This window comes from Serratia sp. TSA_7, assembly GCF_052692135.1.
The window spans coordinates 62,833-85,539 of the sequence record NZ_JBQZFU010000012.1; the positions used below are offsets into that span (position 1 = coordinate 62,833).

A 22,707-nucleotide genomic window follows, 5' to 3' on the forward strand; every position below is an offset into this window, starting at 1 on the left:
GAAATGCTTATGGCTCACGTTATCTTTATCGACAGCACCCCGACCGGTCTGAACGCCTTTCGCAGCGCTCAGCGGCTCGGCCACCAGGTCACCTTTATTCATCCGACCAAGTCTTCGAGTTTCGTCAGCATCATGTCGAAAGACCCGGCGAAACTGGCTAACCAGTTAGGCCATGTCGATCGTTATATCGAGGTAGATACATTGGAAAACGAGCATCTTTTCCCCGTACTCGAGGCCTTGGTGAAAGAGAATCCGTTCGACACGGTAATCAGCTCGGCCGAGACCGGCATCATGGCGGCCGCCTGTGCGGCTGAAAAATGGGGAACGCGCTATCCCAGCCCGCAAGATCTGGGCAATGCGATATTTAAAAATCGCTTGCGCACCACCCTTAAGAGCAACGGTATCCGCTCACCGGATTTTGAGGTGTTAAATGAAGAGGAACTGCTGCAAGGGCCAAAAAAAATCAAGCTGCCGTTTGTGGTAAAACCCATTCGCGGCTTTGCCAAACAATTTTCCGCTATTTGCCACACGCAGAGCGATTTCGATAATTATATCGATAACCTGAAGATCGATCGGGCCAACAGCGCCTTGATTGACAGTGTGGTGTCGCATGAATATATCATCGAAGAATACGTCACCGGCACCCTGCACTCCGCTGAGGTGATCGTGCGTGAAGGCGAGGTCATGTTTTACGCCACCACCACCCGTTACCGCGCGCATTATTACGATCTGCTGGAACTGGCGGCGGTCATGCCCTCCGGTTTACCGAAACAAACGCGTGACGAGATGAAAACCTATCTGCAAGCGGTGTTTACCGCCCTGAACATTCAGATTGGCCTGTATCACGTAGAATTGCTGTTAACCGACAGCGGCCCGGTGCTGGTGGAAATCAATGCCCGAATGATGGGCAGCGTGTCTCCGATCATGTATCAGATTCAGACAGGCCACGATCCTTTCGAGTATTTGATCCGTCTGCATCTGGGGGAGCCGGTCACTGTCAGCGACGATGAGTTTACCAATGCGGGGATTACTCTCGCGGTGGCGGCCAGACATGGAGGCACCATCTCCTCATCCTTCCGACCGGAACAACTCGATGAACTGCTGGCTCGCTACGAGATCCCGCACAATACGCTGAATATCTTTGCCGGTAAGGAGATTGGGCGCTACGGGGGCAATTTCAGCATTATGGGGCACGTCATTATTCTGGCCGAAACCCCGCAGGAAGTGGCTGAAAAAGGGCATCGCTTCCTGAACGAAATAGATGCGCTGATTGGATTGGAAACGGCAAAATACTTTGCGTAAGGTTTACTGCATGCACACTGGCGAGCTAAGGAAGCAGTTCAAATGACAACACGGGATTCGATTTTTCATTATCCGGCCTTCGTACGATTCTGTATGGGAGATATTGCCACTCAGCTCGGCACGGCGATAGTGATTATCGTTATCCCGCTCATCGCCATAACCTTTCTTGATGCGACACCCTTTGAGATAGGCCTTCTCGCCGCCAGCGAACGTTTGCCCTTTATCATCTTCAGCCTGATCGCCGGCGTGTCCGCTGATAAGTGGGAGCGTCGGTCGATTCTGTTTTGCGCCAATTTTCTGCGTGTCGTTTTGTTGCTGATAATCATGTTTATCGTTTGGACCGGCGCATTGTCGGTGATGACTCTGGCGGCGATGGTCTTTATCGTCGGCGCCGCCAATGTCTATTTTGAAGTGGCTTACTGGACTTATATCCCTGCGCTGGTTCCCGGACGGCTGATTGCCAAAGGCAACGGCGCTCTGGCGGCCATTGCCGGTGCGGCAGAGTTGGTCGGGCCTGCCGTGGGCGGCATGCTGTTAAAAATTGCCGGCATTCCAGGGGCCTTGTTATTGAACAGCCTGCTGTTTCTGATGGGCAGCAGCATGATCCTGACCGTGCCCAAGAATAAGCCTGCGCCTCCCGAGGGCGCCCGTCCGTCAAGCCTCAGTCAAATCAAGCTGGGCATTCACACCCTTTTCCATTCACCACCGTTACGCCGCCTGGTGATTATCGGCGCGGTGTGGAACATCTTCGCCTGTGCGGCGACCCCGCAAATCATGGTTTATCTCACCCGCACGCTGGGCCTTGCCACCACGCAAGTCGGCTTGATTCTGGGGCTGCAGGGGCTGGGGGGATTGATCGGCGCGCTCTGCGCCGGCAAGGCCAGCGAACGGCTGGGGCACGGGCGCAGCATCATGGTGGGCGGAGTGATCTACAGCCTTTTCACTTTGGCTATTTGCACCGTGACGCAAGCAGCATCGCAAGATCAGCTGCTACTCGGCGTCTTCCTGTTTTGCGCAGGCTGGGGGTCGTCCATTGGAGTGGTCAATATTATCAGCCTCCGGCAGTTGGTTAGCCCCGAATACCTTCTGGGTCGGATCAACGCCAGCTTTCGCTTCATCACCTGGGGGATCATGCCGCCGGCTGCCTTGTTGGGGGGTGCGCTTTCGCAGTTGATCAACAGCCGGTTTGTCATTGTTTCCGCTTGTCTGCTCGGGCTCGCCTTTATCTTGTGCTCATACCGTAAAAGCACGGCCATACTCGGCATAGACGCACCGCCCGAGCGCCTTAGTGAAAACGGCTAACCTGTAGGCCCGCGCCGATGCCGACAAGCCCGCCTGAGGAAAAACCGGCGGGCTTTTTCTCTTCAAAAACTTCTTCTGGCCACCAAAAAAGCACCCACAACCAACAAAACGGCGCCGAACAGCGCAGGCAGATTGTCGCGCAGCGCAGCAGGCCCGGCCTTGTAAATATCCACCCCCAACCCCGCCACCAGTTGGCTGGCGATCAGCACCGAAATGGTGGTCGCTGCCCCCAGCTTTTGGTAACCCAAAATGCCGGAAAAGACGAAGAACGAGCCCAGCAAGCCGGGCAACAGCATCCAGCCCCTGAAATTGCCGGTCACCTCCGCCAGGGCGCTGGCGCCGTTTTTGGCGAACAGCAGCGCCATCAACAGCAGCAGGCCGACGCTGGAGTTGATCACCAGAGCGATCAGGATCGTCGATGCGCTTTCGCTGATGCGCACCATCAGCAGGTTCTGGGCAACCAGGCTGACACCCGCCGCCACCAGCAGCAATAGCATGATATTCATAGGATTAGCGGACCGGCGGCGATTTTTCGTGATCAAGCTGCAACTGCAAAAAGGTCAAATCCAGCCATTTGCCGAATTTGGCGCCCACTTCGCTCATCCGCCCCACGTTCTGGAACCCCAGATTAAGGTGCAGCTGTATCGACGCGGTATTGCCGGATTCGATGCCCGCCACCATCACATGTTTACCTATCGCCCTCGCCTGTTCGATCAGGGCTGTCAGCAGGGTTTTCCCCACCCCGCCGCCGCGGCTGTCGCGCCGCACATACACCGAGTGCTCCACGGTGTGACGATAGCCGTCCCACGCCCGCCAGTCGCCGAACGAGGCATAGCCAATCACCTCGCCCGCCTCGTTGCTGGCCACCAGCACCGGATACCCCACCGCCTGGCGTTCCGCCATCCATGCCGCACGGTTCGCCGCATCGACGGTGAGTTCATTCCAGATCGCCGTGGTGTTAAGCACGGCGTCGTTATAGATAGCGGCAATGCCTTCGCTATCGGTTATAGTCGCGTTACGGATAAGCATGTTGACCCCCTGGTTGACTGTCCACTATCATACTACGATATGAACAATAAATTAGACAACCTAAATCAGCGCATCGGCGCACGCATCCGCATCGAACGCGAAGCCCGCCATTGGTCCTTGTCCGATCTGGCCGAGCGGGCCGGCGTTTCGCGGGCCATGGTGCATAAAATTGAACGCGGCGACAGCAGCCCCACCGCCATGCTGCTGGCCAGGCTCTCCGGCGCCTTCGGCCTGAGCATGTCCAAACTGATCGCGCGTGCGGAAACGCAGGAAGGCCGGCTGCTGCGCCGGGAGGATCAACCGGTCTGGGTCGATCCCGAGAGCGGTTACGTCCGCCGTCATGTGTCCCCGCGCTCAGACATTCCGCTCGATCTGGTGCGCGTTGAGCTGCCCGCCGGGGCGGAGATCCCGATGCCGGCCTCCGTCTACGCGTTCAAACGCCAATTAATCTGGTTACTGTCCGGCGAGCTGGTGTTCCTGGAAGGGGAAAATCGCCATGAAATGGCCGCAGGGGATTGCCTTGAACTTGGCCCACCGGCGGACTGCGTGTTCAAAAACGAGAGCGACGAGCCCTGCATTTATCTGGTTGTGGTGATGAGCAAGGCTTGAAGAAAGCAAAAAGCCCGCAAAGTTATCCTCTGCGGGCTTTTTCACGTCAGGCGAAACGATTACAGGGTGAAGTTCAGCCCTTCGACCACCGTCTGCTCCAGCGGCAACCGCCCTGAAGGGATCTCCTTTTGCTGCAGGAACTCCGGCAACTGGGATTTATCACCCGCTTTGCCGATCGCCACCATGCCGTGCACCACATAGTTATCCGGCAGGTTCAGCGCCGCCTTGATTTTGTCGTGGTGGACGCCGCCCATGCAGTGGGTCAGCCAGCCTTTCAAGTGCGCCTGCAACGCCAGGTTCGCCCAGGCGGCGCCGGCATCAAACGCATGGCTTGGGTTAGCGACTTCCTTATCGCCATTCAGGCTGGTGGTTTTGGAGATGACCACCACCAGCGCCGAGGCGTGTTGCGCCCAACCGCGGTTGAACTCAATCAGGAAATCCAGGTAGCTGTCCCAACTGGCCGAGCCGTGCTTGCTGTAAGCAAAACGCCAGGGCTGGATGTTATAGGCCGAAGGTGACCAGCGCGCCGCTTCAAAGAAGCTCAACAGGGTTTCGTCGTCGATAGGATCATTGGCCAGCGCACGCGGCGACCAGCGTTCAATAAACTGTGCATCAATCGGGTAATCAGAAGTTCTTGGCTGGCTCATGGACATCTCTCTCATGGGAATGGAATACCGAATTTACCCAATATTCCCATGCTCCACATCAGAAAAGTTTTTATTTTGTGCTGTATTCAATACCGCAATTCCTGCTGCAACCAGCCCAGAAACGCCCGCACCGGCGGGTGTCGTTCGCGCCCAGGCACGCAAAGCGCGGTATAAGCGGCGCCCGGTACGCCAATTTCCGGTCGGTAAGCCACCAGCAGGCCGTTACGCACCAGATCGGACACCATCACTGAACTGGCCAGCACCAGCCCCTGCCCGGCCACCGCCGCCTGCAAGGCATAATGCTCCTCATCGTAGGCACGCAGCGACCTGTGCCGCTGCCACCAGTCGACCTCGGCAGCCAGGCACCAGTCGCGCCAGCCGTTTTCATACAGCGTTGAATCGCGCCAGCGAACGGTGATCAGCGCAGGCGTTTGCAACTGTGTGGCAGACAGCCCCGGCGCGCCGTAAACGCCAAAACGTTCTTCCAACCGTGCGGCCTGATGCAATCGAGGATAATTGGCGCTGCTGTAGCGTATGGCAATGTCCACGCTGGCGTCCTGCTGCAGGTCGATCACCTCAGCGCAAGCCTCCAGACGAACCAGATAGTGCGGATAAGCCTGATAAAAACGCCCCAGGCGCGGCACCAGCCACAGGGCAGCGAAAGAATGGGTCACGGAAACGCACAGCGCGCCGGCGCTGGGCACCGGCCGCAGCGCATCCAGCGTATTTGCCACATCGAGCAGCGCGGTATGTACCCCTGCGAACAAACGCTCCCCTTTCTCCGTCAGCCGCACGCCGCGCGGCACCCTGTCGAACAGGGCAAAACCCAGTTGCCGCTCCAGCGCCTTGATCTGGTGCGAAACTGCGGTCGGCGTAACCGCCAGCTCCAGCGCAGCCTGTTTAAAACTGCGCAGGCGGGCGGCGGATTCAAAGGTGCGCAGTGCGGTAACCGGAAGCGTGGCGAACATAGTGGACAATCCATAGGGATGAATTGAATTCATCCTGGCAGAGAAAGCGTCATTTGTCGCCTGTTCCTTGTTCCCCATAGAGTGGCAATGACAATTTCACGCTCGGCAAACGGAGAATCACATGAATTCAACTCATCAACCCAAACGCCTTATCGTGCTGGTCGGCAGCCCGCGCCGCGACGGCAACAGCGCCGCTTTGGCGCAAGCCGTCATGGCGGGTGCCGCCGAGGCGGGAACCGGGGCCAGCCTGCATTTTCTGGATGATTATATCAGCGGATTTCTGACGGATGAGCGCCACAGCCCACCGCCGACCGACCGCTATGGCGAGCTGTTCCTGGAACATTTTCTGCCGGCCGATGCGGCGGTGTTTTGCACCCCCATTTACTGGTACGGCATGTCGGCGCAGACCAAAGCCTTTTTCGACCGCGCTTTCAGCTATTACGCCGACGCCTATCCGGATGCGAAGCAGGTGCATCAGCGCATGAGCGGCAAACGCATCGGGCTGGCGGTCGCCTCGGAAGAAACCTACCCCGGCGCGGCAATGGGCATCGCGCATCAAATCCAGGAGTTCAGCCGCTACTCGCACTCCGAGTTTGTCGGGGTAGTGCATGGCGCAGGCAACAGCCGGGGCGAAATCGGCCGCGATCCGCGTAACCCGCTGTTGGCCGCCCGCGATCTGGGGCGCGAGATCTTCACGCGGCCCTATTCGGATTACCGGATGGATACGCCGCGCAGTTCGCAGGTTTGGCCAAATTGATGCAACACAGGGGCAGCCCGCTGCCCTTTATTAAGGTTACGCAAACATATGTAGCAATATATTGCCGCCCATTGGCCCGTTGAGGTAAACATCATATGATGCACCTGTCCGAGCGGCGCGCCAATCAACTCAAAGTGAATCAAGATGTCGAAACAGTGGAAAATAACGGCGGCCAACGCTGGCCTGCAACTTTACACCCGGCTGGGAGGGCATTTCAAAGACAAGGCCACTTTTAAGCCGGACCTGGTTTTCGACAGTATCGTTATTTTTTCCACCACCGCCCTTGGCGATCTGATGTTCAATACGCCGGCCATTCGCGCGCTGCGCGAACGTTATCCGGCGGCCGGCATCACTCTCGTTTCCAGCCACAAAAACAAGCAACTGGTCGCGACCAGCCGTTACTTTGACCATGTCATCTATTGGGATCATAAAGCGAAAGACATGCTTGGCGTAATTTGCCAACTGCGAAAACGCCGGCCCCAGTTGGCCATCATCCTGCACTCAAAATCCCCTTATGACGTGATCACCGCGATTACCGCCGGCTGCCACTATGTGTTCAAAGACGCCTACGGCAATAAAGCCACCGGCATGGAGCGCTGGCTGAGTGGCGTAAGCCGCAGCACCGGCGGGCATTTAATTCAGCGCAAGCTGGATCTGGTGGCCCAATTGGGTTGCGAGACTCAAAACACCGAGATGTTTATTCCCATCGCCTTCCCGCCGAGAGACAAGGCCGTGGGGAAAACCGTTATCGGCTTTCAGATGGGCGCGTCTGAACCGTTGCGCTGCTGGCCCGTCGGCCAGTTTATCCGTCTGGCAAAGCTCTTGCTGGCGCAGTCGGCGCATAACCAAATTGAATTAATCGGCGCCCCTAAAGAGCGGGATATCGAGCAGGCGTTTATGGCGGGATTGACGGCAGCCGAACGGCAACGGGTGGTCAGCCATATCGGCAAAACCACGCTGCCGCAGTTGCTGGCGGTCATGGAAAACATGCAGGTTCTGGTGACCGGCGACACCGGCCCGTTACACCTGGCCATCGCCCTGAAAACGCCGACCGTCAGCCTGTTTGTCACGGCAAATCCGCAGCACACCGGCCCCTATCAAAATAGCGAACTGCATCAGGTGATGTACGTGCCGATCGATGCCGAAAAACTTAGCCTAGCGCAACGCCGCCAACCGCTAAGCATCATCACCGAGAACCAGGTGTTTGAAAAAGTGGCGAATGCCTTGGCACTATCCCCCCTTCACGGCTGATCAATTTTCGGCAGGCGGCGGCGACGTCAATACCATCGCCACCGGGAACCAGAACAGGTACCAAAACTCGGCCGGGTTGGCGATGACAAACATGCCCTGCGAGCAATAGAAGATCAGCATAAACAGGTATAAGGCGGCCTCCAGGCGGCGGCCGGCCCTGAGATGGCTCAGCGCAAGCCGTGCTCCAAACCCCAGCAACGCGGCGAATAAACAGAACCCGACCAATCCTCCCTTGAGCAACGCGCCCAGATACAGGCTGTGGGTCGTATGAATAAACTCACCGGTATAGTTGGTAAAGGTCAGTTCTTTATCAAAGCCATAGCCAAAAAACGGCGCCTGACCTATCAGCGACAGGCTGTGTCGCCAAATGCTCATGCGCACAAAACTCTGTTGGTACAGCTCTTCAAAGCGCGTAATCAGCATCTCGCCAATGTCAGAAAACAAAACGACGACGACGGCAAGTATCATCGTGGCCGCAATGCCCATAGCCGTTTTTTTATTGAGCGTAACGAATGAGGTCGTCAATGCCAGCGCTGCCAATAACGCAATCAACGGGCCACGGCTTTGCGTCAGCACCATAAAGGCAAACAGCGGCGGGATCGCCAGCAGCACTTTCTTTTGCCGGGTATCGCGCAATACCATCAAGCTTAAAATAATGCCCACGGCGGCATAGCCGGCGAGATCGATCACATTACGCGGGCCCGGATTGAGGACCGAGGTCTCCCTGAGGGTATAAATGGCCTGATAATCGCTTATAGCCAGATACGCGCACAGCAGCACAATGCCGGCAATCACCGCGCAGAGTAAGAAATTACGCCTGGGCCCAGCCAACAAGGTGACCAGCAGGGCAAGGTAGATCAGAATATAAGCGCTGTGGGTAAAGGCCGACCCCGTATCGTCCGGCGTTCCCCCCCAAAGATTGCTGGCGGAGTAATAGGCCAAAAAACACGCCGCCAACGCCAGCCCCTGTAGCGCCTTGCGCTGCTTTAGCCATGCCGAACGGAGCTCCGGGCGGGTGACCAATGCGATAAGGTAAAAAAAAGCGGCAATATGGAATAAATTATTGACCCGGGTATACCCGCAAAACACGGCGCTGAAAAATGAAAAGGCAAGGAATGGGTAAACATAGAAAGCCGTAGTGACATCAGCCTTTTTTGAAAAAATCATTATAATCAACCTTTTCAAAAATATTACTGTCAATGGCGCTGCTCAACGAAAAATTCTTGATGGCAATACTGTTGTTTTTCATTCTTTCACCGGCGTGGCTAAAGGCAGGCATGATGATATCGTCAATTTTTTCAGGTAAAAAAGTGGGCAGTTTATTTTCCTTCGTTTCATAAAAGCGCGGCAAATGGAAATTATTCATATCCAATCCGGCAATAAACAGCTGTTTGAACCCCAGAAATGAAATGATCTGGAAAGCCCAATAAACCACCGTGCCGGCATCGAAAATCCCGCGCCGAATATCGTGGGTGAAGGCAATGGTTTTATTGGCCGATGAAAAAGAGACGCTGTGGTCGTTTCGGTAATGCTCCCACAGCTCTGAGGGGGTTATTTTGGGGCTGTAGATTTTAAATGCCGCATCTTCTACCACGGCAAACCGGCACTTCACGCCCGCCAGCGTAAAGCGGTCGATTATTTTGGCAATGCCGTGCACCGTGGTAAAAAGAATTAAATCCGGCTTCAGGATAATGTTTTCTATAATATCCGGCCGTTGATCAATAAACCCCATGTCGACGATAACGTAAAAGTGAAAATCGACCCGCGGGTGCAGCGAATAAGCGCCATTAACCCCCATTGTCGGCATGGCGGGAATATGGTTAAAACAAATGTCGTTAACCGAAGGCCCGGTTGCGGTAAGCAGCAGCGGCCCCTGGCAACTGTCTTTCAACGCGGACAGCGCTACCAGTGGAACCGGCTTTTTTTTATAATGCAATACGGCAATTTCGCCGCTTTGGGCCCGCTCAATCCTCACATAGGGCCAGAGATTTTCATTGTGCCGATAAGGGCGAGAATGAGAATACCGATATACCTGCTTAAAAAAACTGCCCATCTGGCCCATTTCCCCTGGTAAATGCACTGGCATCTGAGCTGATTGCTCTTATTTTAATTACGCCAACTCAAAACCCGAGTATCTGAGCATTTATTACGGCGGGCAATTTTATCAATTTGAATTATTCGTCACGATATAGATAAGAGATGTGTACGTTTGTAACCCACGTTAAAAAAATGCAGGGAAACGTAATTATTCTCTTTTTGAAAGATAAAACTGCGGCAGAAAACGCTGCCGCAGAATGAGATTGGGTGCTTAACCCTGAGGGAGTTGGGGTATTGCGCACGCGGCCATCACGCCGCCTTGATCCTCAGGCTGGCCGTTTGTCGCCGCCGATGGTTTCCCCGAACGGGCCGGTATTCACCGTGCGCGCCGTCGGGTTCAACGGCTGCGCCAGCGGCAGCAGCGGCATCACCAGTTCGGCGAAGCGATGGGCCTCTTCGAGGTGCGGGTAGCCGGAAAGGATAAAGTTGTCGATGCCAAGCTGCCGATACTCGAGAATGCGCTCCGCCACCTGCTGCGGATTACCCACCAGCGCGGTGCCGGCGCCGCCGCGCACCAGGCCGACGCCGGCCCACAGGTTAGGGCCGATGCGCAGATCGTCCCGCGAGCCGCCGTGCAGTGCGCTCATGCGTTTTTGCCCGGTGGAATCCATGCGCGCAAAAATTTTCTGCGCGGCGGCAATGGTGCCTTCGTCCAGATGGCTTATCAACCGATCGGCGGCGGCCCAGGCCTCCTCTTCCGTCTCGCGCACGATGACGTGCAGGCGAATGCCGTAGTTGAGCTTGCGCCCCTGTTGTTCGGCGCGTTGGCGCACCACCGCCAGTTTCTCCGCCACCTGCTCCAGCGGCTCGCCCCAGGTGAGATAGGTGTCTATCTGGTTGGCGGCGATGCCGATAGCCTCTTCGGAGGAACCGCCGAAATAGAGCGGCGGGCCGTTTTCCTGCACCGGCGGGAACAACAGTTCCGCGCCTTCGACACGAATGTGCCTACCTGCAAAATCAACCTTTTCGCCCTTCATTAAGCGCTGGTAGACCTCGAGAAACTCCTGCGTCACCTCATAGCGCTCAGCGTGGTTAAGGAAAATGCCGTCTCCCTTGTTCTCTACCGGGTCGCCGCCGGTCACCACGTTGATCAACAGCCGCCCCTCGGACAGCCGGTCCAGCGTCGCCGCCATGCGCGCAGCCAGGCTCGGCGGCTGCAAACCCGGCCTTACCGCCACCAGATAGCGCAGACGGCGGGTGATCGGCGCCAGTGCCGCCGCCACCAGCCAGGAATCTTCACAGCTCTTGCCGGTGGGGATCAGCACGCCGTAATACCCCAGATTGTCGGCGGCCAGCGCCACTTGTTGCAGGTAGGGTAAATCCACCGGCCGCCCGCCTTGAGCGGTGCCGAGGTAACGGCCGTCGCCGTGGGTCGGCAGGAACCAGAAAACGTTAATATTCTCTTTCACGGACTCAGTCATTATGCCTTTCCCATATAACCATTCCTGGTTTTTATCGATAGAAAATTACCCTTTGGTTATAAATCTGTTAGCAGGATGCATGCCAGCGTCGTGGAATTTTTTAGTTGTTTAAAATCATCCGGTTGTAGATTTACAGCGCGGGCAAAACTGCTGCATTGGCAACAACCGTTGCTGATGAACTGCTGCTTTTGCAGCACCTCGCACTTTTGCTCCCCTCGCCGTTGGCGCCCTGCTGGGATAAGATTTTTTCTCCGTTAGCCTCGCCAAGCCTGGAGCCGCCCAATGCATAACCCACAACCCTATGCGCCAGACAAACCGGTGCTGATCGACCCGGCGTCGATCGCCTTTCAAAGCGTGCTGGACCGGCTGGCGCCGACCGAAGCCACCGTGCTGATCGTCGGTGAAACCGGCACAGGCAAGGAGGTGGTGGCGCGCTATCTGCACCACAACAGCCTGCGCCGTCATCAGCCGTTTTTGGCGGTGAACTGCGGCGCGCTGACCGAAAGCCTCGCCGAGGCCGAGCTGTTCGGCCATGAGAAAGGCGCCTTTACCGGTGCCACCAGCACCCATCAGGGGTGGTTCGAGGCGGCGGAAGGCGGCACCCTGCTGCTGGATGAAATAGGCGAGCTGAGCCTGCCATTACAGGTAAAGCTGTTGCGGGTATTGCAGGAACGGGAGATCACCCGCGTCGGTTCGCGCAAGGCGTTGAAGGTGAATGTCCGGGTGATTGCCGCCACCCATGTGGATTTGGCCAACGCGATCCGCGAGCGCTTGTTTCGCGAAGACCTCTATTATCGGCTCAACGTAGCCGCAGTTACGCTGCCGCCGCTGCGCCAACGGCCGGACGACATTCCGGTGTTGGCCCAGCATTTTCTTATGCTGTACGGCCACCGGTTGGGGCGGCCACGACTGCGGTTGGCACCGGAAACCCTGCAGGCGCTGCTGGATTACCACTGGCCGGGCAACGTGCGTGAACTGGAAAATACCCTGCACAACGCCGTACTGCTGAGCAAAGATGCGCTGATCGCCCCCCACCAGTTGCGGCTGAATCAAAACCTGCAAGATGCCGGCATCGCCGGTGATGACGCAATCGGGCACTTTATGCGCCGCCAGTTGCAAGGGGACACCACGCAGCTCTATCAACGGGTGCTGAACTCGCTGGTGCGCAGCGCCTTCGAGGCCAGCGACGGCAACCAGTTGCAAACCGCCATGCTGCTTGGCATCAGCCGCAACACGCTGCGCACCCACCTGGCGCATCTCGGGTTGATCAAGCCACGCCGCCGCGCCACCTCTACTGCCGTTTCGCCTGCCGCCACCTGGCCGCAGCAGGAACAACAGTTGCGTATCGGCTATCAGAAATTCGGCAATCTCGGGGTGCTCAAAGCGCGGCAAAGTCTGGAGCAGCGCTTCGCCGACCGGCACATCAGCATCCTGTGGAGCGAGTTCCCCGCCGGGCCGCAGCTGTTGCATGCGCTGAACAACGATGAGATCGATTTCGGCACCACCGGCGAGGTGCCGCCGATTTTCGCCCAGGCTCAAGGGCATGGCATGGTCTATGTGGCCTATGAACCGCCGGCGCCGCAAAGCGTGGCGATGGTAGTCCCGAACGACAGCCCGATCCGCAGCGCCGCCGATCTGCGCGGCAAGCGCATCGCGGTCAACAAAGGCTCCAACGTCCACTATTTACTGGTGCAGATGCTCGACGAGCAAGGGCTGGCGCTAAGCGACGTGCGCATAGTCTACGCACCGCCGAAGTATCCGCTGTCGGCGACCGACTATCAGGCGGTAGACGCCTGGATGATGTGGGATCCGTTGCTCAGCGACGCGCAGCGTTCGGGGGAATTGCGGGTGATCGCCGACGGCACGCAGCGGGTGCTGAATCAGCAGTTCTATCTGGCGAGACGTCGCTTTGCCGAGCAGTCGGGCGATCTGCTCCAGCAGGTGATGCTGGCGCTGCAAAATACCGGCCGCTACATTGCCGAGCAGCCGGTTGAAGCGGCGCGTTATCTCTCCAGCGAACTGGGATTGCCACCGGCCTCGCTCGAGCTGGCGTTGTCGCGCCGCAGCCATGAAACCCGCGCCATGAATGTCCAGGTTATCCGCGAACAACAAAGCATTGCCGACCGGTTTTACGCCCTGGGCCTGCTGCCCAGAGCGATCACCGTGCGCGATGCGGTGTGGCCGATGTAAAGCGACCGTCCGCCTTAGTCGTCGAAGGGTTCGCCGAGGGTTAGCATCAGCCGGTTAGCCCAGGCAAAGAACGCCGTTGATTGCACCAGATCCAACAGCGCCAGTTCGTCCAGCCCCTGCTCGCGCAGCGCTGCCAGATGCCGGGCGTCAGCCTGCGGCGGCGTGGCGGACAGCGCGGCGGCAAAATCAATCTGCGCCCGCCAGCGATCCCCTTGCCCCTCACTCAGTACGCCGCCCGGCGCTACGTCCAGCAGACGCTGCACCTCTTCCGTTTGTTTCGACAGTTGCGCCGCCTTGCGCGCATGTACCGAAGCGCAATAGATGCAACCGTTGACCTTGCTGGCCACCGTCGCCGCCAGTTCGCGATCTTTACGCTCCAGCCCGCCAGGGGTGTAGAAAATCGCCCTGTCCGCCAGCGTGCGCTGTTCCAGCACCGGATGATTGCGCGCCAGCAGGCGGAAGTAATCCGAATCGCTATGGCCGAAACGCGTCAACAACGCCTGGCCCGGCTCATCGAACTCCGCCAGCGGCTTGGCGGCGATCCAGGGTTCCCACCCCAGTTCCTGGCGAGTAAACACCGGCGGCGCATGGCGGCCGCTCAACGTGACGGGGTCGGTACGCCAACCGCCTGCCCTGACCGGGGTGCCGGTCACCTCAACCGGTTTGCCGCCCAGCAACCGGTAACCGGTCAGCAGGCGGCTTTGGAAGCTGACAAACGCGATCAGTTGCGACAGCGTGACGATGTCGTCCAGCGACCAACCGGCCTGTTGCAACCCCTGCAAATGCTGCGCGTCGGCGCTGGCGGGCTTGAACGCCAGCCGTTCGGCATGATCCAGCGCCGCCTGCCAACGCGGGCCGGCCGGTGCGCCGCCCTGCTGTTCCAGCAACGCCGCGTAGTGTGCGGCCAATGGCTGGTCGGCCTGCCATTCGCTGATGCGCTGCGCGATCAGCAGCCGCTGCACCGGCGGGAAATCCCCGGCGTCGGCGGGAGCAAACAGCGCCTGATAGCTGGCCTGAATGGCGTCTGTCGCCGCCTGACGCGTCGCTCTGGCCTGCGCCAATGCCGAACCGGGCGCGATCTCCGCCAGCGTCGCCAGCAGATCCTCAGTGTTCAATGTGGTTGTCATACCTTTTCCTCAGCGGGATGTTCGTGGGAGACGGAAGCGGGATTGCGGCGTTGCCAGCCCAGCTCCGGAGCAACATGGCGGGCGATCAGCTCGATCGAACGCAGCACATGGGCGTGCGGCGGGTCGATCGAATGCACCTGAAACGCCAGATCGGTCACCCGTGCCAGCGCGCTGTCTTTTTGCAGCGAGGCAATAACCTGATCCGGCGTGCCCAGATGCACGTCAAAGGCGCGAATCAATCCGTCGAGCGATTCATCGGACGGCCGGTGGCCGCTGGCGCGCAGGCGTTCCAGCCCCCGCACAAGCCCCTGCGTGGCGAAGTCCCGCGCCAGTTGGCTATGGTCGGTGACAAACGCCGTGCGTGAGCCCATGATGCGCGGCGCTATGCCGGGCGGCAGCGCCGCCAGATAGGCATCGATAATCGGGTTTTGCAACGCGTCCAGCGGCAAATCCGGCGCATCCGCCGGGCGGGGTTGAGTGCGCGACAGCATCAGGCCATCACCGGCCCGCCCTGCGCGCTCGCCGCCTTCCACCGAGAAAGTGGCTTGCCAGACGCGCTGCGCCAACTGCGGCGCTGCCGGATACAAGCGGTTATCCTCGCCGCCCAACGCCTCGCCGCGCCAGGCCCGCAGCAGGGTATCGAAGTTCTCGGCAAACACCGCATTGCGCTGTTGGGCATCGAACCCGAAGGCGCTGAACGAGGACGGGGTGCCGCCGGCGGCAATGCCAACCTCCAGCCGGCCGTCGGACAGCAGATCCAGCACCGCAGTGTCTTCCGCCACGCGAATTGCCGATTCCATCGGCAGCGTGATTACCCCGGTGCCCAACCGAATATGGCGGGTACGCGCCGCCACCTGCGCCAGAAACACCAGCGGCGAAGGCAGGCCGCCTTCATCCTCATGGAAATGGTGCTGCGCCACCCAGGCGGTATCAAACCCGGCCCGTTCGGCATGCACAATCTGTTCGGTCGCCAGCCGGTAACGCTGTTGCGCGCTGCCCTGATCCAACAACCGGGTGAAAAAACCAAGTCTCTTACTGCTCATGGAACGCGTCCTCACTCTTTGGCTGTGCGGCATACCCTTGGCGGCCGGGAATGGCCTCAATCAGCTGACGGGTGTAATCGCTGCCCGGCATGGCGAACAGGTCGCGGGTCGCGCCACCGTCCACCTGCTGCCCACGGTGCAACACCGATACGCTGTGCGAAATCTGCCGCACCGTCGCCAGGTCATGCGAGATAAACAAATAGGTCAGCCCCAACGCTTGCTGCAAATCCTGCAGCAAGCGCAGGATCTGCGCCTGCACCGTCACGTCCAGCGCCGAAGTGGCTTCGTCCAGCACCAGGACCCTTGGCTGCAACACCAGTGCGCGGGCGATAGCCACCCGCTGGCGTTGGCCGCCGGACAACTCGCGCGGCTTGCGGCCAAGCAGATCGTCCGGCAGCGCCACCCGTTCAAACAGCTCGCGCACCCGGCGATAGCGCTCGGCTTTGCCCAAGGGTTCGAAGTTCAGCAACGGCTCTTCGATGACCTGATACAGCGTCTGCGAAGGATCGAGCGAACCGAAGGGGTTTTGGTACACCAACTGAATGCGGCGGCGGAACTGGCGCAGCGCTTCCCCCTTCAGCCGGGTGAAATCGGTGCCGTCGATAATGATTTGCCCGGCGTCCGGCCGCTGAAAACCGAGCAGGCAGCGCGCCAGCGTGGTCTTGCCGGAGCCGGATTCCCCCACCAACGCATGAGTAGTGCCGCTCTGCACGCTGAAAAAAACCCGATCCAGCGCGCGGTAGCTTTTACCGCCGGAGCCCGCCAGACGAAAATCTTTCACCAACCCGTTAACCTGGATCGCCGGCTCCTGCGTGCCAAGGTTTAGCTGCGGCGCGGCGCCGCCGGCCAACGAAGGCACATCGGCAAACAGCCGGCGGGTATAGTCGCTGGCGGGAGCACGCAGCACCTCGGCGGTTACGCCCTGCTCCTGCACCCGGCCGTGGCGGAACACCAGCAGCCTATCGGCGCGCTCCGCCGCCACCGCCAGATCGTGGGTCACCAGTAATACCGCGGTGCCGAATTCCTGCCGCAGTTCGTCGATCAGATCAAGAATGCGTTTCTGCACCGTGACGTCCAGCGCGCTGGTGGGTTCATCGGCGATGATCAGCGCCGGCTGCAACGCAATGGCGATAGCGATCAATACCCGCTGTTTCATGCCGCCGGAAAGCTCGTGCGGATACTGTCGCACCCGCAGCTCCGGGTGCGTCAGGCCAACCCGGGTCAACAGTTCCACCACCCGCTGCTGCACCTGCTTGCGCGGCAAGCGGCGGTGAATGTTGACGATCTCCGCCACCTGCTCGCCGATGGTTTTTACCGGGTTAAGCGAGCTGGAAGGGTCCTGCGGGATCAGGCTGATTTGCGCGCCGCGCACCGCATCCAGTCGGCGTGACGACCAGTGGGCAATGTCGGTGCCGTTGAGGCGGATTGCCCCCTGCTCCAGACGGCCGTTTTCCGTCAGCAAGCCAATGATCGCCTGCGCGGTGGTGGTTTTGCCCGAACCGGACTCGCCGACCAGCGCCACCACTTCACCCGGTTGGATCGAGAAAGAGACGTCGTGCACTACCCGGCGGCTGCCGGCCGCCTCTTGATAGGCGATGGAAACCTTGTCCAGCTCCAGCACCGGCGTGGCGGCGGCCCGTTGCAATGCGGTTTGAATGCTCATCAATGCGTCCTCGCCAGCGCGCGGCTGATGCGGTTAGCCGCCAGCACCACCGCCACCACCGCCAAACCGGGGAAAGTGGTCAGCCACCAGGCGGTGGAAATGTAGTTGCGCCCTTCGGCGATCAACAGTCCCCATTCCGGCGTTGGCGGCGGCGTGCCGTAACCGAGGAAGCTCAGGGTGGCGATCGCCAGAATGGCGCTGCCGAATTGCAGCGCCGAGAAGGCAATCACCGAGGTCAGCGAGTTCGGCAGAATGTGCCGCCACAGCACCGCCCAAAAGGTGCCGCCACTGCCATAGGCCGCCTCGACGTAATCGCTGTGCCGCACCCGCACCACTTCCGCACGCGCCAGGCGGGCGAAATTGGCGACCGAGGTGATGCCGACGGCGATGGCGGCGTTCACCGTGCCAAACCCCAGCAGGATAATGATGCTTAGCGACAGCAGCAGGCCGGGAATCGACAGCAGCACATCGACCAGGCGCATGACCGCATCGTCCGCCACGCCGCCCACCGCACCGGCAATCAGCCCGAGCGCGGTGCCCAGCAGCAAGCCCAGCGCCACCGCCACCAGCGCGGCGGACAGCGTTTGCGAAGCGCCATAAACAATGCGCGCGTAAAGATCGCGCCCCAGTTGATCGGTGCCCAGCCAGTGCGCCCCGCCCGGCGCCAGCCGCTGCGCGCCGGCAATGCCCTCGGTGCCGCTGTAGGCGGTAAACAGCTGCGGAGCCAACGCCCACAGCACCGCAATGGCGATCACCGCCCAGGCCAGCAGCAGCGTCACCGGCACGCGCCTGCGGCGGCGCGGGCGGCTGGCCGGCAAGGTGCCTTCGCTTTCCAGCCCGGCCAGATCGCGTTCCGGCACGGTCGCTTTTTCAAAGGAGATACTGCTCATACGGCGGCTCCTGTTTGCGTTTTCAATCGGGGATCCAGCAGCGGGAACAGCAGATCCACCAGCAGGTTGATGGTGACGAAGGCGGCGGCGGAAATCACCACAATCGCCTGCAACACCGCCACGTCTTGATTAAGCACCGCCTGCAGGGTCAGTTGCCCCAGCCCGCTGCGGCCAAACACGGTTTCGGTGATCAGCGCCCCGGCGATCAGCTCGCCGAACAAAATGCCGGCGATGGTCAGCGCGGGCAGCATGGCGTTGCGCGCCACATGCCGCCACAACACCCCGCTGCGACTGGCGCCTTTGGCGCGCGCCACGGCGACAAACGGCTGCGTCTGGACCTGATCGATGCTGCGGATCAATATCTGCGCCAGCGGGGCGGAGATGGGTACCGCCAGCGTCACGATCGGCAGAATCAACCCTTCCCACTCGCCCGGGTTGATCACCGGGATCAACTTGAGCTGGAATGAAAAGACCTGGATCAGCACGATGCCCAGCCAGAAGGTAGGCACCGAGACAAACAACGAGGGCAGCGATTGCAACGCCGATCTCAGCCCGCCGAAACCGCTCAAATTGGAGAGAAAGGCCATCGCCAGCGCCAGGATCAACGCCAGCGAGAAGCCCAGTACCGCCAGTTGCAGCGTGGCGGGCAGGTTGGTGGCCAGCAGATCGGTGACCGGCACGCCGGCCTGCATCGAGTAACCCAGATCGCCACGCAGCACGTTGCCCAGCGTGTGCAAATACTGCTGCCACAGCGAGACGTTGGCCCCATAAGCGGCGCGCATATCAGCGATTTGCGCCGGGCTTAGCCCCATGTCCGGGTTCTGGAACTTGATCAGAATCGCATCGCCGGGCAGCACCTGCAGCAGGATAAACGACAGGGTGAAGGTCGCCCACAGCACCAGCGCCGCCTGCCCAATGCGCCTCGCCAGATATCGGGTCATCGTGGCCTCCTTAATGTTTCTCTAACCAGGCGCCATAGAAACTCGGGCGGCCGACAGCTTCAAAACTGACGCCCTTCAGATAAGGCGCGCCGGCAAACACCTGCGGCTCCTCAAAGAACGGGATCACATAGGCCTGATCGAGCAGGTAGTTTTGCGCCTCGCCGGCGATTTGCAGGCGTTTTTGCGCATCGACTTCGGAAGCGATGCCCAGCAGCAGCGCGTTCAGCTTGTCATCGCTGAATTGGCTGTTCTTGCCGCTGCCGCCTTTTTGCAACAACGCATCGCGGTTGGTCGGGTAAAACTGGCTTTTAATCACGTCGGGATCGGCACGGCCCACTTCCACCACCGTCGCCGGGGTTTTCTGCGGATCGAGGTTATCCGCCACCCGGCTGCCGGCGTCGCCGGCCAGGATGTTCAGCCGCGCCCCCACCTTGCCCCACTGCTGCGAAACCAGCTGTAACACCGCCTTGTTCTGTGGCTGCGGCAGGGATTCATACACATTCAGCAGCAGTTTTTTACCCTCTTTCTCGCGCAGGCCGTCGCTGCCCTTTTTCCAGCCGGCTTCATCCAGCAGGCGGTTGGCCAACTGCGGATCGAACTTCAGCTTGTCGGACAGATCGACAAAACCGGCGGCGGACGAGGCGATGACCGATTTGGCCTGCGGATAATTGGCGGAGAACAGCGTCTCGACGATTTGCTTGCTGTCGGTGGCATGCAGCAGCGCCTGGCGCACCCGCAGGTCGCTCACCAGCGGGTTGTCCGGCCGGAAGGCGACGCTGTCGTTAACGCCACGCGTCGGAGCGGCGTAAATCGTGAACCCCTGATCCTGCGTCTGCTTCTCGTCATAAGCCTGGATTTGGCGAATAAAGTCCGCCTGGCCGGCCTGCAACGCGCCAATGCGCACGCTGTCTTCGCCGGTGACGATCACCTTGATGCCATCGAGATTGGCGCGCCCCTGCTGCGCCAGTTTGGCCGGCCCCCAGGCGTAATCCTTGCGTACGCCGAGATCCACTTCGCGCCCCAGCGTTTCGCCGCTGACCACGAACGGGCCGGAGCCGATGATATGGCGTGCGTCGCCGAGTTCGTCGTAACTGCGGTTCAGGGTGCTGAGGGACACCAGCCCCGAACCTATGGTGGCGGTGCCCTGCAGGAAGCCCGGCGATGAACGTTTGAAGTAAAATTTGACGGTCAGCGGGTCGATCACTTCGCTGCGGTCATAGTTGTTGATCACCTCCGACACCGGCAGGCGTTTGTCTTTATTGCCCAGGCCGTAGGTATCAAAATTCTTCGCCACCGCGTTGGCATCCAGCGGCGTGCCATCGGAGAAGGTGACGCCCGGGCGCAGCTTGAAGGTGTATTCGGTTTTATCGGCGTTGCTGCTCCAGGATTCGGCGATCCACGGCTCAATCTCCAGCGTTTTCGGGTTCTGATAGGTCAGTTTGTCGGTGATCTGGTTGAGGATGCCGCCGTTGGGGTAGAAACCACCGGAAGGCGGGTAGAGGTTGGTGTGCGCCTGCTGTTCCAGGTAGACCAGCGTGCCGCCCTGCACCGCCGCCAGCGCCGGATGAACGCTCGCCGCAAGGCCCAATGCCACTGTTATCCCGCCGGTTAATGTGTTGAAAGAGAACTTAAACATAGATTTGCCACGCCTTCTTTATTTCGGAACGTTATGGGTGAGATAACAAACCAAATCGGCGGGGAGTTGAACGAACTAATTTCGCTAACCAAGGGTGGAAAACGCACAAGGCGCTCTGGCTTGGCAGAATCGAGGTAATGTTATAGTGTATCAAAAACCAAAATCAGGAGAGCCAGGATGAAAATTCAACTCTCGCTGCTGTTCCTTGGCCTGCTGGCCGGGCGGGCTGCCGCGTTTCAGTCGAAGGTGCCGGAACCACAGCCAGAACAGGCGCGTGCGGCGGAAACTACCCTCGAGACTATGTTCTATGGTTTTCACGCGATGGATGCGCAGGCGGTCAACATCGGCACCTGCGCAGCATTGCCGCAGGCCGGATGCCAGTGCGCTTTCTGCACCCAGTTGCGACAGGCCGGGCCGGCGAAATGACCGCCCGGCCTGACCTTATCGGCAGGCCGCGGCGTCAGGCGCGCCAATCCGCGGCGCCGGGTTGGAGAAACGGGTCAGCGCCGTCAGCGCCACCGCGATTATCAGCGACGTGCCCATAAAGACGTAAGACGCCTGCGGCCCCTGCGTAATGCCATTGAGATAGCCGACAATCCAGGCGCCAACAAATGATCCCAATGCGCCGAAACTGACGATGAATGCCATCGCCCCCGCCATCACGTTCCGCGGCAGCAACTCCGGGATCGCCGCAAAGAACGGGCCATACGGCGTATACATCGCGCCGCCGGCTATCACCAGCAGCACATAAGACAGCCAGAAATGATGGGCACCGAGCGTGAAGGAGGCGCAAAAACATACCGCGCCCAATCCCAGGAACAACAGCACTACCGGTTTGCGTTGCTGATATTTATCAGAGAAGTAGGATGCACTGAGCATGAGCGGCACCGCCAGCAGATAGGGCGCGGCGGACAACCAGCCGGTAGCGACGATGCCCATGCCGGAGGCCGTTTTCAACATCGACGGCAGCCACATGATGAAACCGTACATGCCGATATTCCAGAAGAAATGAATAAACGACAGCGCCAAAACCTTGCGGGAACGGAATGCCTCACCGTAATTTTTAATCGGTTGCATGCCAGTCTGTTCAGCGACCAGCGCAGCCTCGAGGTCGGCTTTCTCCTGCTTGCTGAGCCAAGTGGCATCTTTTGGCCGATCGACAAATATTACCCACCAGATTGCCGCCCAGATAATCGCCGGCACCCCTTCAATGATGAACATGCCGCGCCAGCCGAAGGCATCGACCAAATAACCGGACAGGATCGACATCCACAGCACGGTGATTGGATTCCCCAGGAACAGGAAGGTATTGGCTTTCGACCTCTCCTGCTTGGTGAACCAATGGCTGAGGAATACCAACATCGCCGGCATCACGACACTCTCCGCCACCCCGAGCAGGAAGCGGATAACGGCCAAGGTCGCCACATTGCTGACCAAGCCGGTGGCCGTGGCCAAAATCCCCCACAGCACCAGACTCCAAAAAATCAGCGCCTTAGCGCTGCGTTTCTCAGCGTAAATGCCGCCGGGCACCTGGAAAAAGAAATAACCGAGGAAGAACAAGGCTCCCAGCAGTGACGACATGCCGGGCGTAATATTGAGATCCTGTGCCAGCCCTGCCGCTGCGCCAAAACCGTAGTTGGCGCGATCGAGGTAGGCCAGGCTATAGGTGATAAAAGCCAGTGGGATAAGCTTTCGCCAGCGGATTGGCGCCAGTTTGACGGGTAAATTGATGTTCATGTGAGTTTTCCCAAGGGAGGTTTAATGAATACCGGTCCATACGGCAGACAGGGTTTTTCTGTTTATCATTTTAAAAAACCACATGTCATACCATTAC

The 22,707-nt window shown here is 59.3% G+C and carries 21 protein-coding genes; 7 read left to right on the forward strand and 14 right to left on the reverse strand.

The window, feature by feature from the left end:
* The first annotated feature begins 9 nt into the window (after positions 1-9).
* Positions 10-1,302, forward strand: coding sequence for an ATP-grasp domain-containing protein (locus ACUTQW_RS23670; protein WP_006326463.1), 1,293 nt, complete (start codon positions 10-12; stop codon positions 1,300-1,302).
* A 42-nt stretch (positions 1,303-1,344) separates the two neighbouring features.
* The gene (locus ACUTQW_RS23675; RefSeq protein WP_020439389.1) at positions 1,345-2,604 is read left to right on the forward strand and encodes an MFS transporter; all 1,260 of its coding nucleotides are present in this window, start codon (positions 1,345-1,347) and stop codon (positions 2,602-2,604) included.
* Between the two features lie 62 nt (positions 2,605-2,666).
* On the opposite strand, the gene ACUTQW_RS23680 is transcribed toward ACUTQW_RS23675, so the two are convergent.
* Both ACUTQW_RS23680 and ACUTQW_RS23685 read right to left on the reverse strand, forming a co-directional pair.
* Positions 2,667-3,110: a DMT family transporter gene (locus tag ACUTQW_RS23680; protein WP_445654984.1), complete on the reverse strand. Its 444-nt coding sequence runs from the start codon at positions 3,108-3,110 to the stop codon at positions 2,667-2,669.
* A 4-nt stretch (positions 3,111-3,114) separates the two neighbouring features.
* Positions 3,115-3,633, reverse strand: a complete 519-nt coding sequence (locus ACUTQW_RS23685) for a GNAT family N-acetyltransferase (protein ID WP_037433213.1) — start codon at positions 3,631-3,633, stop codon at positions 3,115-3,117.
* Positions 3,634-3,672: 39 nt separating this feature from the next.
* Here ACUTQW_RS23685 and ACUTQW_RS23690 point away from each other — a divergent pair, with 39 nt between their 5' ends.
* Positions 3,673-4,242, forward strand: a complete 570-nt coding sequence (locus ACUTQW_RS23690) for a helix-turn-helix domain-containing protein (protein ID WP_006326475.1) — start codon at positions 3,673-3,675, stop codon at positions 4,240-4,242.
* Between the two features lie 59 nt (positions 4,243-4,301).
* Here the strand turns inward: ACUTQW_RS23690 and ACUTQW_RS23695 are convergent, their stop codons facing one another.
* Together ACUTQW_RS23695 and ACUTQW_RS23700 are read right to left on the reverse strand one after the other, a co-directional pair.
* Positions 4,302-4,889 carry a nitroreductase family protein gene (locus ACUTQW_RS23695; RefSeq protein ID WP_013813687.1) on the reverse strand — a complete coding sequence of 196 codons (588 nt, stop codon included), beginning with the start codon at positions 4,887-4,889 and terminating at the stop codon, positions 4,302-4,304.
* Positions 4,890-4,975: 86 nt separating this feature from the next.
* The gene (locus ACUTQW_RS23700; protein WP_004946717.1) at positions 4,976-5,857 is read right to left on the reverse strand and encodes a LysR substrate-binding domain-containing protein; all 882 of its coding nucleotides are present in this window, start codon (positions 5,855-5,857) and stop codon (positions 4,976-4,978) included.
* Positions 5,858-5,978: 121 nt separating this feature from the next.
* On the opposite strand from ACUTQW_RS23700, the gene ACUTQW_RS23705 reads away from it, so the two are divergent.
* Both ACUTQW_RS23705 and ACUTQW_RS23710 read left to right on the forward strand, forming a co-directional pair.
* Positions 5,979-6,614, forward strand: coding sequence for a flavodoxin family protein (locus ACUTQW_RS23705; protein ID WP_004946718.1), 636 nt, complete (start codon positions 5,979-5,981; stop codon positions 6,612-6,614).
* Between the two features lie 144 nt (positions 6,615-6,758).
* On the forward strand, positions 6,759-7,865 hold the full coding sequence (locus ACUTQW_RS23710) for a glycosyltransferase family 9 protein (protein ID WP_064799014.1): 1,107 nt from the start codon (positions 6,759-6,761) through the stop codon (positions 7,863-7,865).
* Here the strand turns inward: ACUTQW_RS23710 and ACUTQW_RS23715 are convergent, their stop codons facing one another.
* The 3 genes from ACUTQW_RS23715 to ssuD form a co-directional block, all read right to left on the reverse strand.
* Positions 7,866-9,032 carry an O-antigen ligase family protein gene (locus ACUTQW_RS23715; RefSeq protein WP_064799015.1) on the reverse strand — a complete coding sequence of 389 codons (1,167 nt, stop codon included), beginning with the start codon at positions 9,030-9,032 and terminating at the stop codon, positions 7,866-7,868. It lies immediately after the preceding gene.
* Positions 9,010-9,918, reverse strand: coding sequence for a sugar glycosyltransferase (locus ACUTQW_RS23720; protein WP_037433982.1), 909 nt, complete (start codon positions 9,916-9,918; stop codon positions 9,010-9,012). Before ACUTQW_RS23720 ends, ACUTQW_RS23715 begins: the two co-directional genes overlap by 23 nt.
* Before the next feature lie 310 nt (positions 9,919-10,228).
* The gene (ssuD, locus tag ACUTQW_RS23725) at positions 10,229-11,383 is read right to left on the reverse strand and encodes an FMNH2-dependent alkanesulfonate monooxygenase (protein WP_445654985.1); all 1,155 of its coding nucleotides are present in this window, start codon (positions 11,381-11,383) and stop codon (positions 10,229-10,231) included.
* A gap of 282 nt (positions 11,384-11,665) precedes the next feature.
* Between ssuD and ACUTQW_RS23730 the strand changes: the two genes are divergently transcribed.
* Entirely contained in the window at positions 11,666-13,573 is a 1,908-nt protein-coding gene (locus ACUTQW_RS23730; protein WP_004946732.1) for a sigma-54-dependent Fis family transcriptional regulator, read from the forward strand.
* Between the two features lie 14 nt (positions 13,574-13,587).
* Here the strand turns inward: ACUTQW_RS23730 and ACUTQW_RS23735 are convergent, their stop codons facing one another.
* From ACUTQW_RS23735 to ACUTQW_RS23760, 6 genes are read right to left on the reverse strand one after another with little or no spacing between them, the layout of a single operon-like run.
* Positions 13,588-14,700 carry an alkylhydroperoxidase domain protein gene (locus ACUTQW_RS23735; RefSeq protein ID WP_445654986.1) on the reverse strand — a complete coding sequence of 371 codons (1,113 nt, stop codon included), beginning with the start codon at positions 14,698-14,700 and terminating at the stop codon, positions 13,588-13,590.
* Complete coding sequence (locus ACUTQW_RS23740) at positions 14,697-15,743, reverse strand: putative FMN-dependent luciferase-like monooxygenase (protein WP_445654987.1); 1,047 nt, start codon at positions 15,741-15,743, stop codon at positions 14,697-14,699. Before ACUTQW_RS23740 ends, ACUTQW_RS23735 begins: the two co-directional genes overlap by 4 nt.
* Positions 15,733-17,406, reverse strand: coding sequence for a dipeptide ABC transporter ATP-binding protein (locus ACUTQW_RS23745; protein ID WP_445654988.1), 1,674 nt, complete (start codon positions 17,404-17,406; stop codon positions 15,733-15,735). The genes ACUTQW_RS23740 and ACUTQW_RS23745 overlap by 11 nt, the downstream gene beginning before the upstream one ends.
* A complete protein-coding gene (locus ACUTQW_RS23750) occupies positions 17,406-18,296 on the reverse strand; it encodes an ABC transporter permease (protein ID WP_004946744.1) in 891 nt (296 codons plus the stop codon). The genes ACUTQW_RS23745 and ACUTQW_RS23750 overlap by 1 nt, the downstream gene beginning before the upstream one ends.
* Entirely contained in the window at positions 18,293-19,237 is a 945-nt protein-coding gene (locus ACUTQW_RS23755) for an ABC transporter permease (RefSeq protein ID WP_006326500.1), read from the reverse strand. Before ACUTQW_RS23755 ends, ACUTQW_RS23750 begins: the two co-directional genes overlap by 4 nt.
* Positions 19,238-19,247: 10 nt before the next feature.
* Complete coding sequence (locus ACUTQW_RS23760) at positions 19,248-20,873, reverse strand: TIGR04028 family ABC transporter substrate-binding protein (protein ID WP_020439403.1); 1,626 nt, start codon at positions 20,871-20,873, stop codon at positions 19,248-19,250.
* A gap of 177 nt (positions 20,874-21,050) precedes the next feature.
* Between ACUTQW_RS23760 and ACUTQW_RS23765 the strand changes: the two genes are divergently transcribed.
* A complete protein-coding gene (locus ACUTQW_RS23765; protein ID WP_006326502.1) occupies positions 21,051-21,299 on the forward strand; it encodes a hypothetical protein in 249 nt (82 codons plus the stop codon).
* A 15-nt stretch (positions 21,300-21,314) separates the two neighbouring features.
* Here ACUTQW_RS23765 and ACUTQW_RS23770 read toward each other — a convergent pair whose 3' ends face one another.
* On the reverse strand, positions 21,315-22,610 hold the full coding sequence (locus ACUTQW_RS23770; protein WP_445654989.1) for an MFS transporter: 1,296 nt from the start codon (positions 22,608-22,610) through the stop codon (positions 21,315-21,317).
* Positions 22,611-22,707: the final 97 nt, after the last annotated feature.

Excerpts from the sequence above, each read along its gene's own strand:
- ACUTQW_RS23690 (WP_006326475.1), top strand. The coding sequence starts at position 3,673 with ATGAACAATAAATTAGACAACCTAAATCAGCGCATCGGCGCACGCATC.
- ACUTQW_RS23670 (WP_006326463.1), top strand. The coding sequence starts at position 10 with ATGGCTCACGTTATCTTTATCGACAGCACCCCGACCGGTCTGAACGCC.
- ACUTQW_RS23770 (WP_445654989.1), bottom strand. The coding sequence starts at position 22,610 with ATGAACATCAATTTACCCGTCAAACTGGCGCCAATCCGCTGGCGAAAG.
- ACUTQW_RS23680 (WP_445654984.1), bottom strand. The coding sequence starts at position 3,110 with ATGAATATCATGCTATTGCTGCTGGTGGCGGCGGGTGTCAGCCTGGTT.
- ssuD (WP_445654985.1), bottom strand. The coding sequence starts at position 11,383 with ATGACTGAGTCCGTGAAAGAGAATATTAACGTTTTCTGGTTCCTGCCG.
- ACUTQW_RS23685 (WP_037433213.1), bottom strand. The coding sequence starts at position 3,633 with ATGCTTATCCGTAACGCGACTATAACCGATAGCGAAGGCATTGCCGCT.
- ACUTQW_RS23760 (WP_020439403.1), bottom strand. The coding sequence starts at position 20,873 with ATGTTTAAGTTCTCTTTCAACACATTAACCGGCGGGATAACAGTGGCA.
- ACUTQW_RS23715 (WP_064799015.1), bottom strand. The coding sequence starts at position 9,032 with ATGATTTTTTCAAAAAAGGCTGATGTCACTACGGCTTTCTATGTTTAC.
- ACUTQW_RS23730 (WP_004946732.1), top strand. The coding sequence starts at position 11,666 with ATGCATAACCCACAACCCTATGCGCCAGACAAACCGGTGCTGATCGAC.
- ACUTQW_RS23710 (WP_064799014.1), top strand. The coding sequence starts at position 6,759 with ATGTCGAAACAGTGGAAAATAACGGCGGCCAACGCTGGCCTGCAACTT.
- ACUTQW_RS23745 (WP_445654988.1), bottom strand. The coding sequence starts at position 17,406 with ATGAGCATTCAAACCGCATTGCAACGGGCCGCCGCCACGCCGGTGCTG.
- ACUTQW_RS23755 (WP_006326500.1), bottom strand. The coding sequence starts at position 19,237 with ATGACCCGATATCTGGCGAGGCGCATTGGGCAGGCGGCGCTGGTGCTG.
- ACUTQW_RS23675 (WP_020439389.1), top strand. The coding sequence starts at position 1,345 with ATGACAACACGGGATTCGATTTTTCATTATCCGGCCTTCGTACGATTC.
- ACUTQW_RS23740 (WP_445654987.1), bottom strand. The coding sequence starts at position 15,743 with ATGAGCAGTAAGAGACTTGGTTTTTTCACCCGGTTGTTGGATCAGGGC.
- ACUTQW_RS23720 (WP_037433982.1), bottom strand. The coding sequence starts at position 9,918 with ATGGGCAGTTTTTTTAAGCAGGTATATCGGTATTCTCATTCTCGCCCT.
- ACUTQW_RS23695 (WP_013813687.1), bottom strand. The coding sequence starts at position 4,889 with ATGAGCCAGCCAAGAACTTCTGATTACCCGATTGATGCACAGTTTATT.
- ACUTQW_RS23705 (WP_004946718.1), top strand. The coding sequence starts at position 5,979 with ATGAATTCAACTCATCAACCCAAACGCCTTATCGTGCTGGTCGGCAGC.
- ACUTQW_RS23700 (WP_004946717.1), bottom strand. The coding sequence starts at position 5,857 with ATGTTCGCCACGCTTCCGGTTACCGCACTGCGCACCTTTGAATCCGCC.
- ACUTQW_RS23750 (WP_004946744.1), bottom strand. The coding sequence starts at position 18,296 with ATGAGCAGTATCTCCTTTGAAAAAGCGACCGTGCCGGAACGCGATCTG.
- ACUTQW_RS23735 (WP_445654986.1), bottom strand. The coding sequence starts at position 14,700 with ATGACAACCACATTGAACACTGAGGATCTGCTGGCGACGCTGGCGGAG.
- ACUTQW_RS23765 (WP_006326502.1), top strand. The coding sequence starts at position 21,051 with ATGAAAATTCAACTCTCGCTGCTGTTCCTTGGCCTGCTGGCCGGGCGG.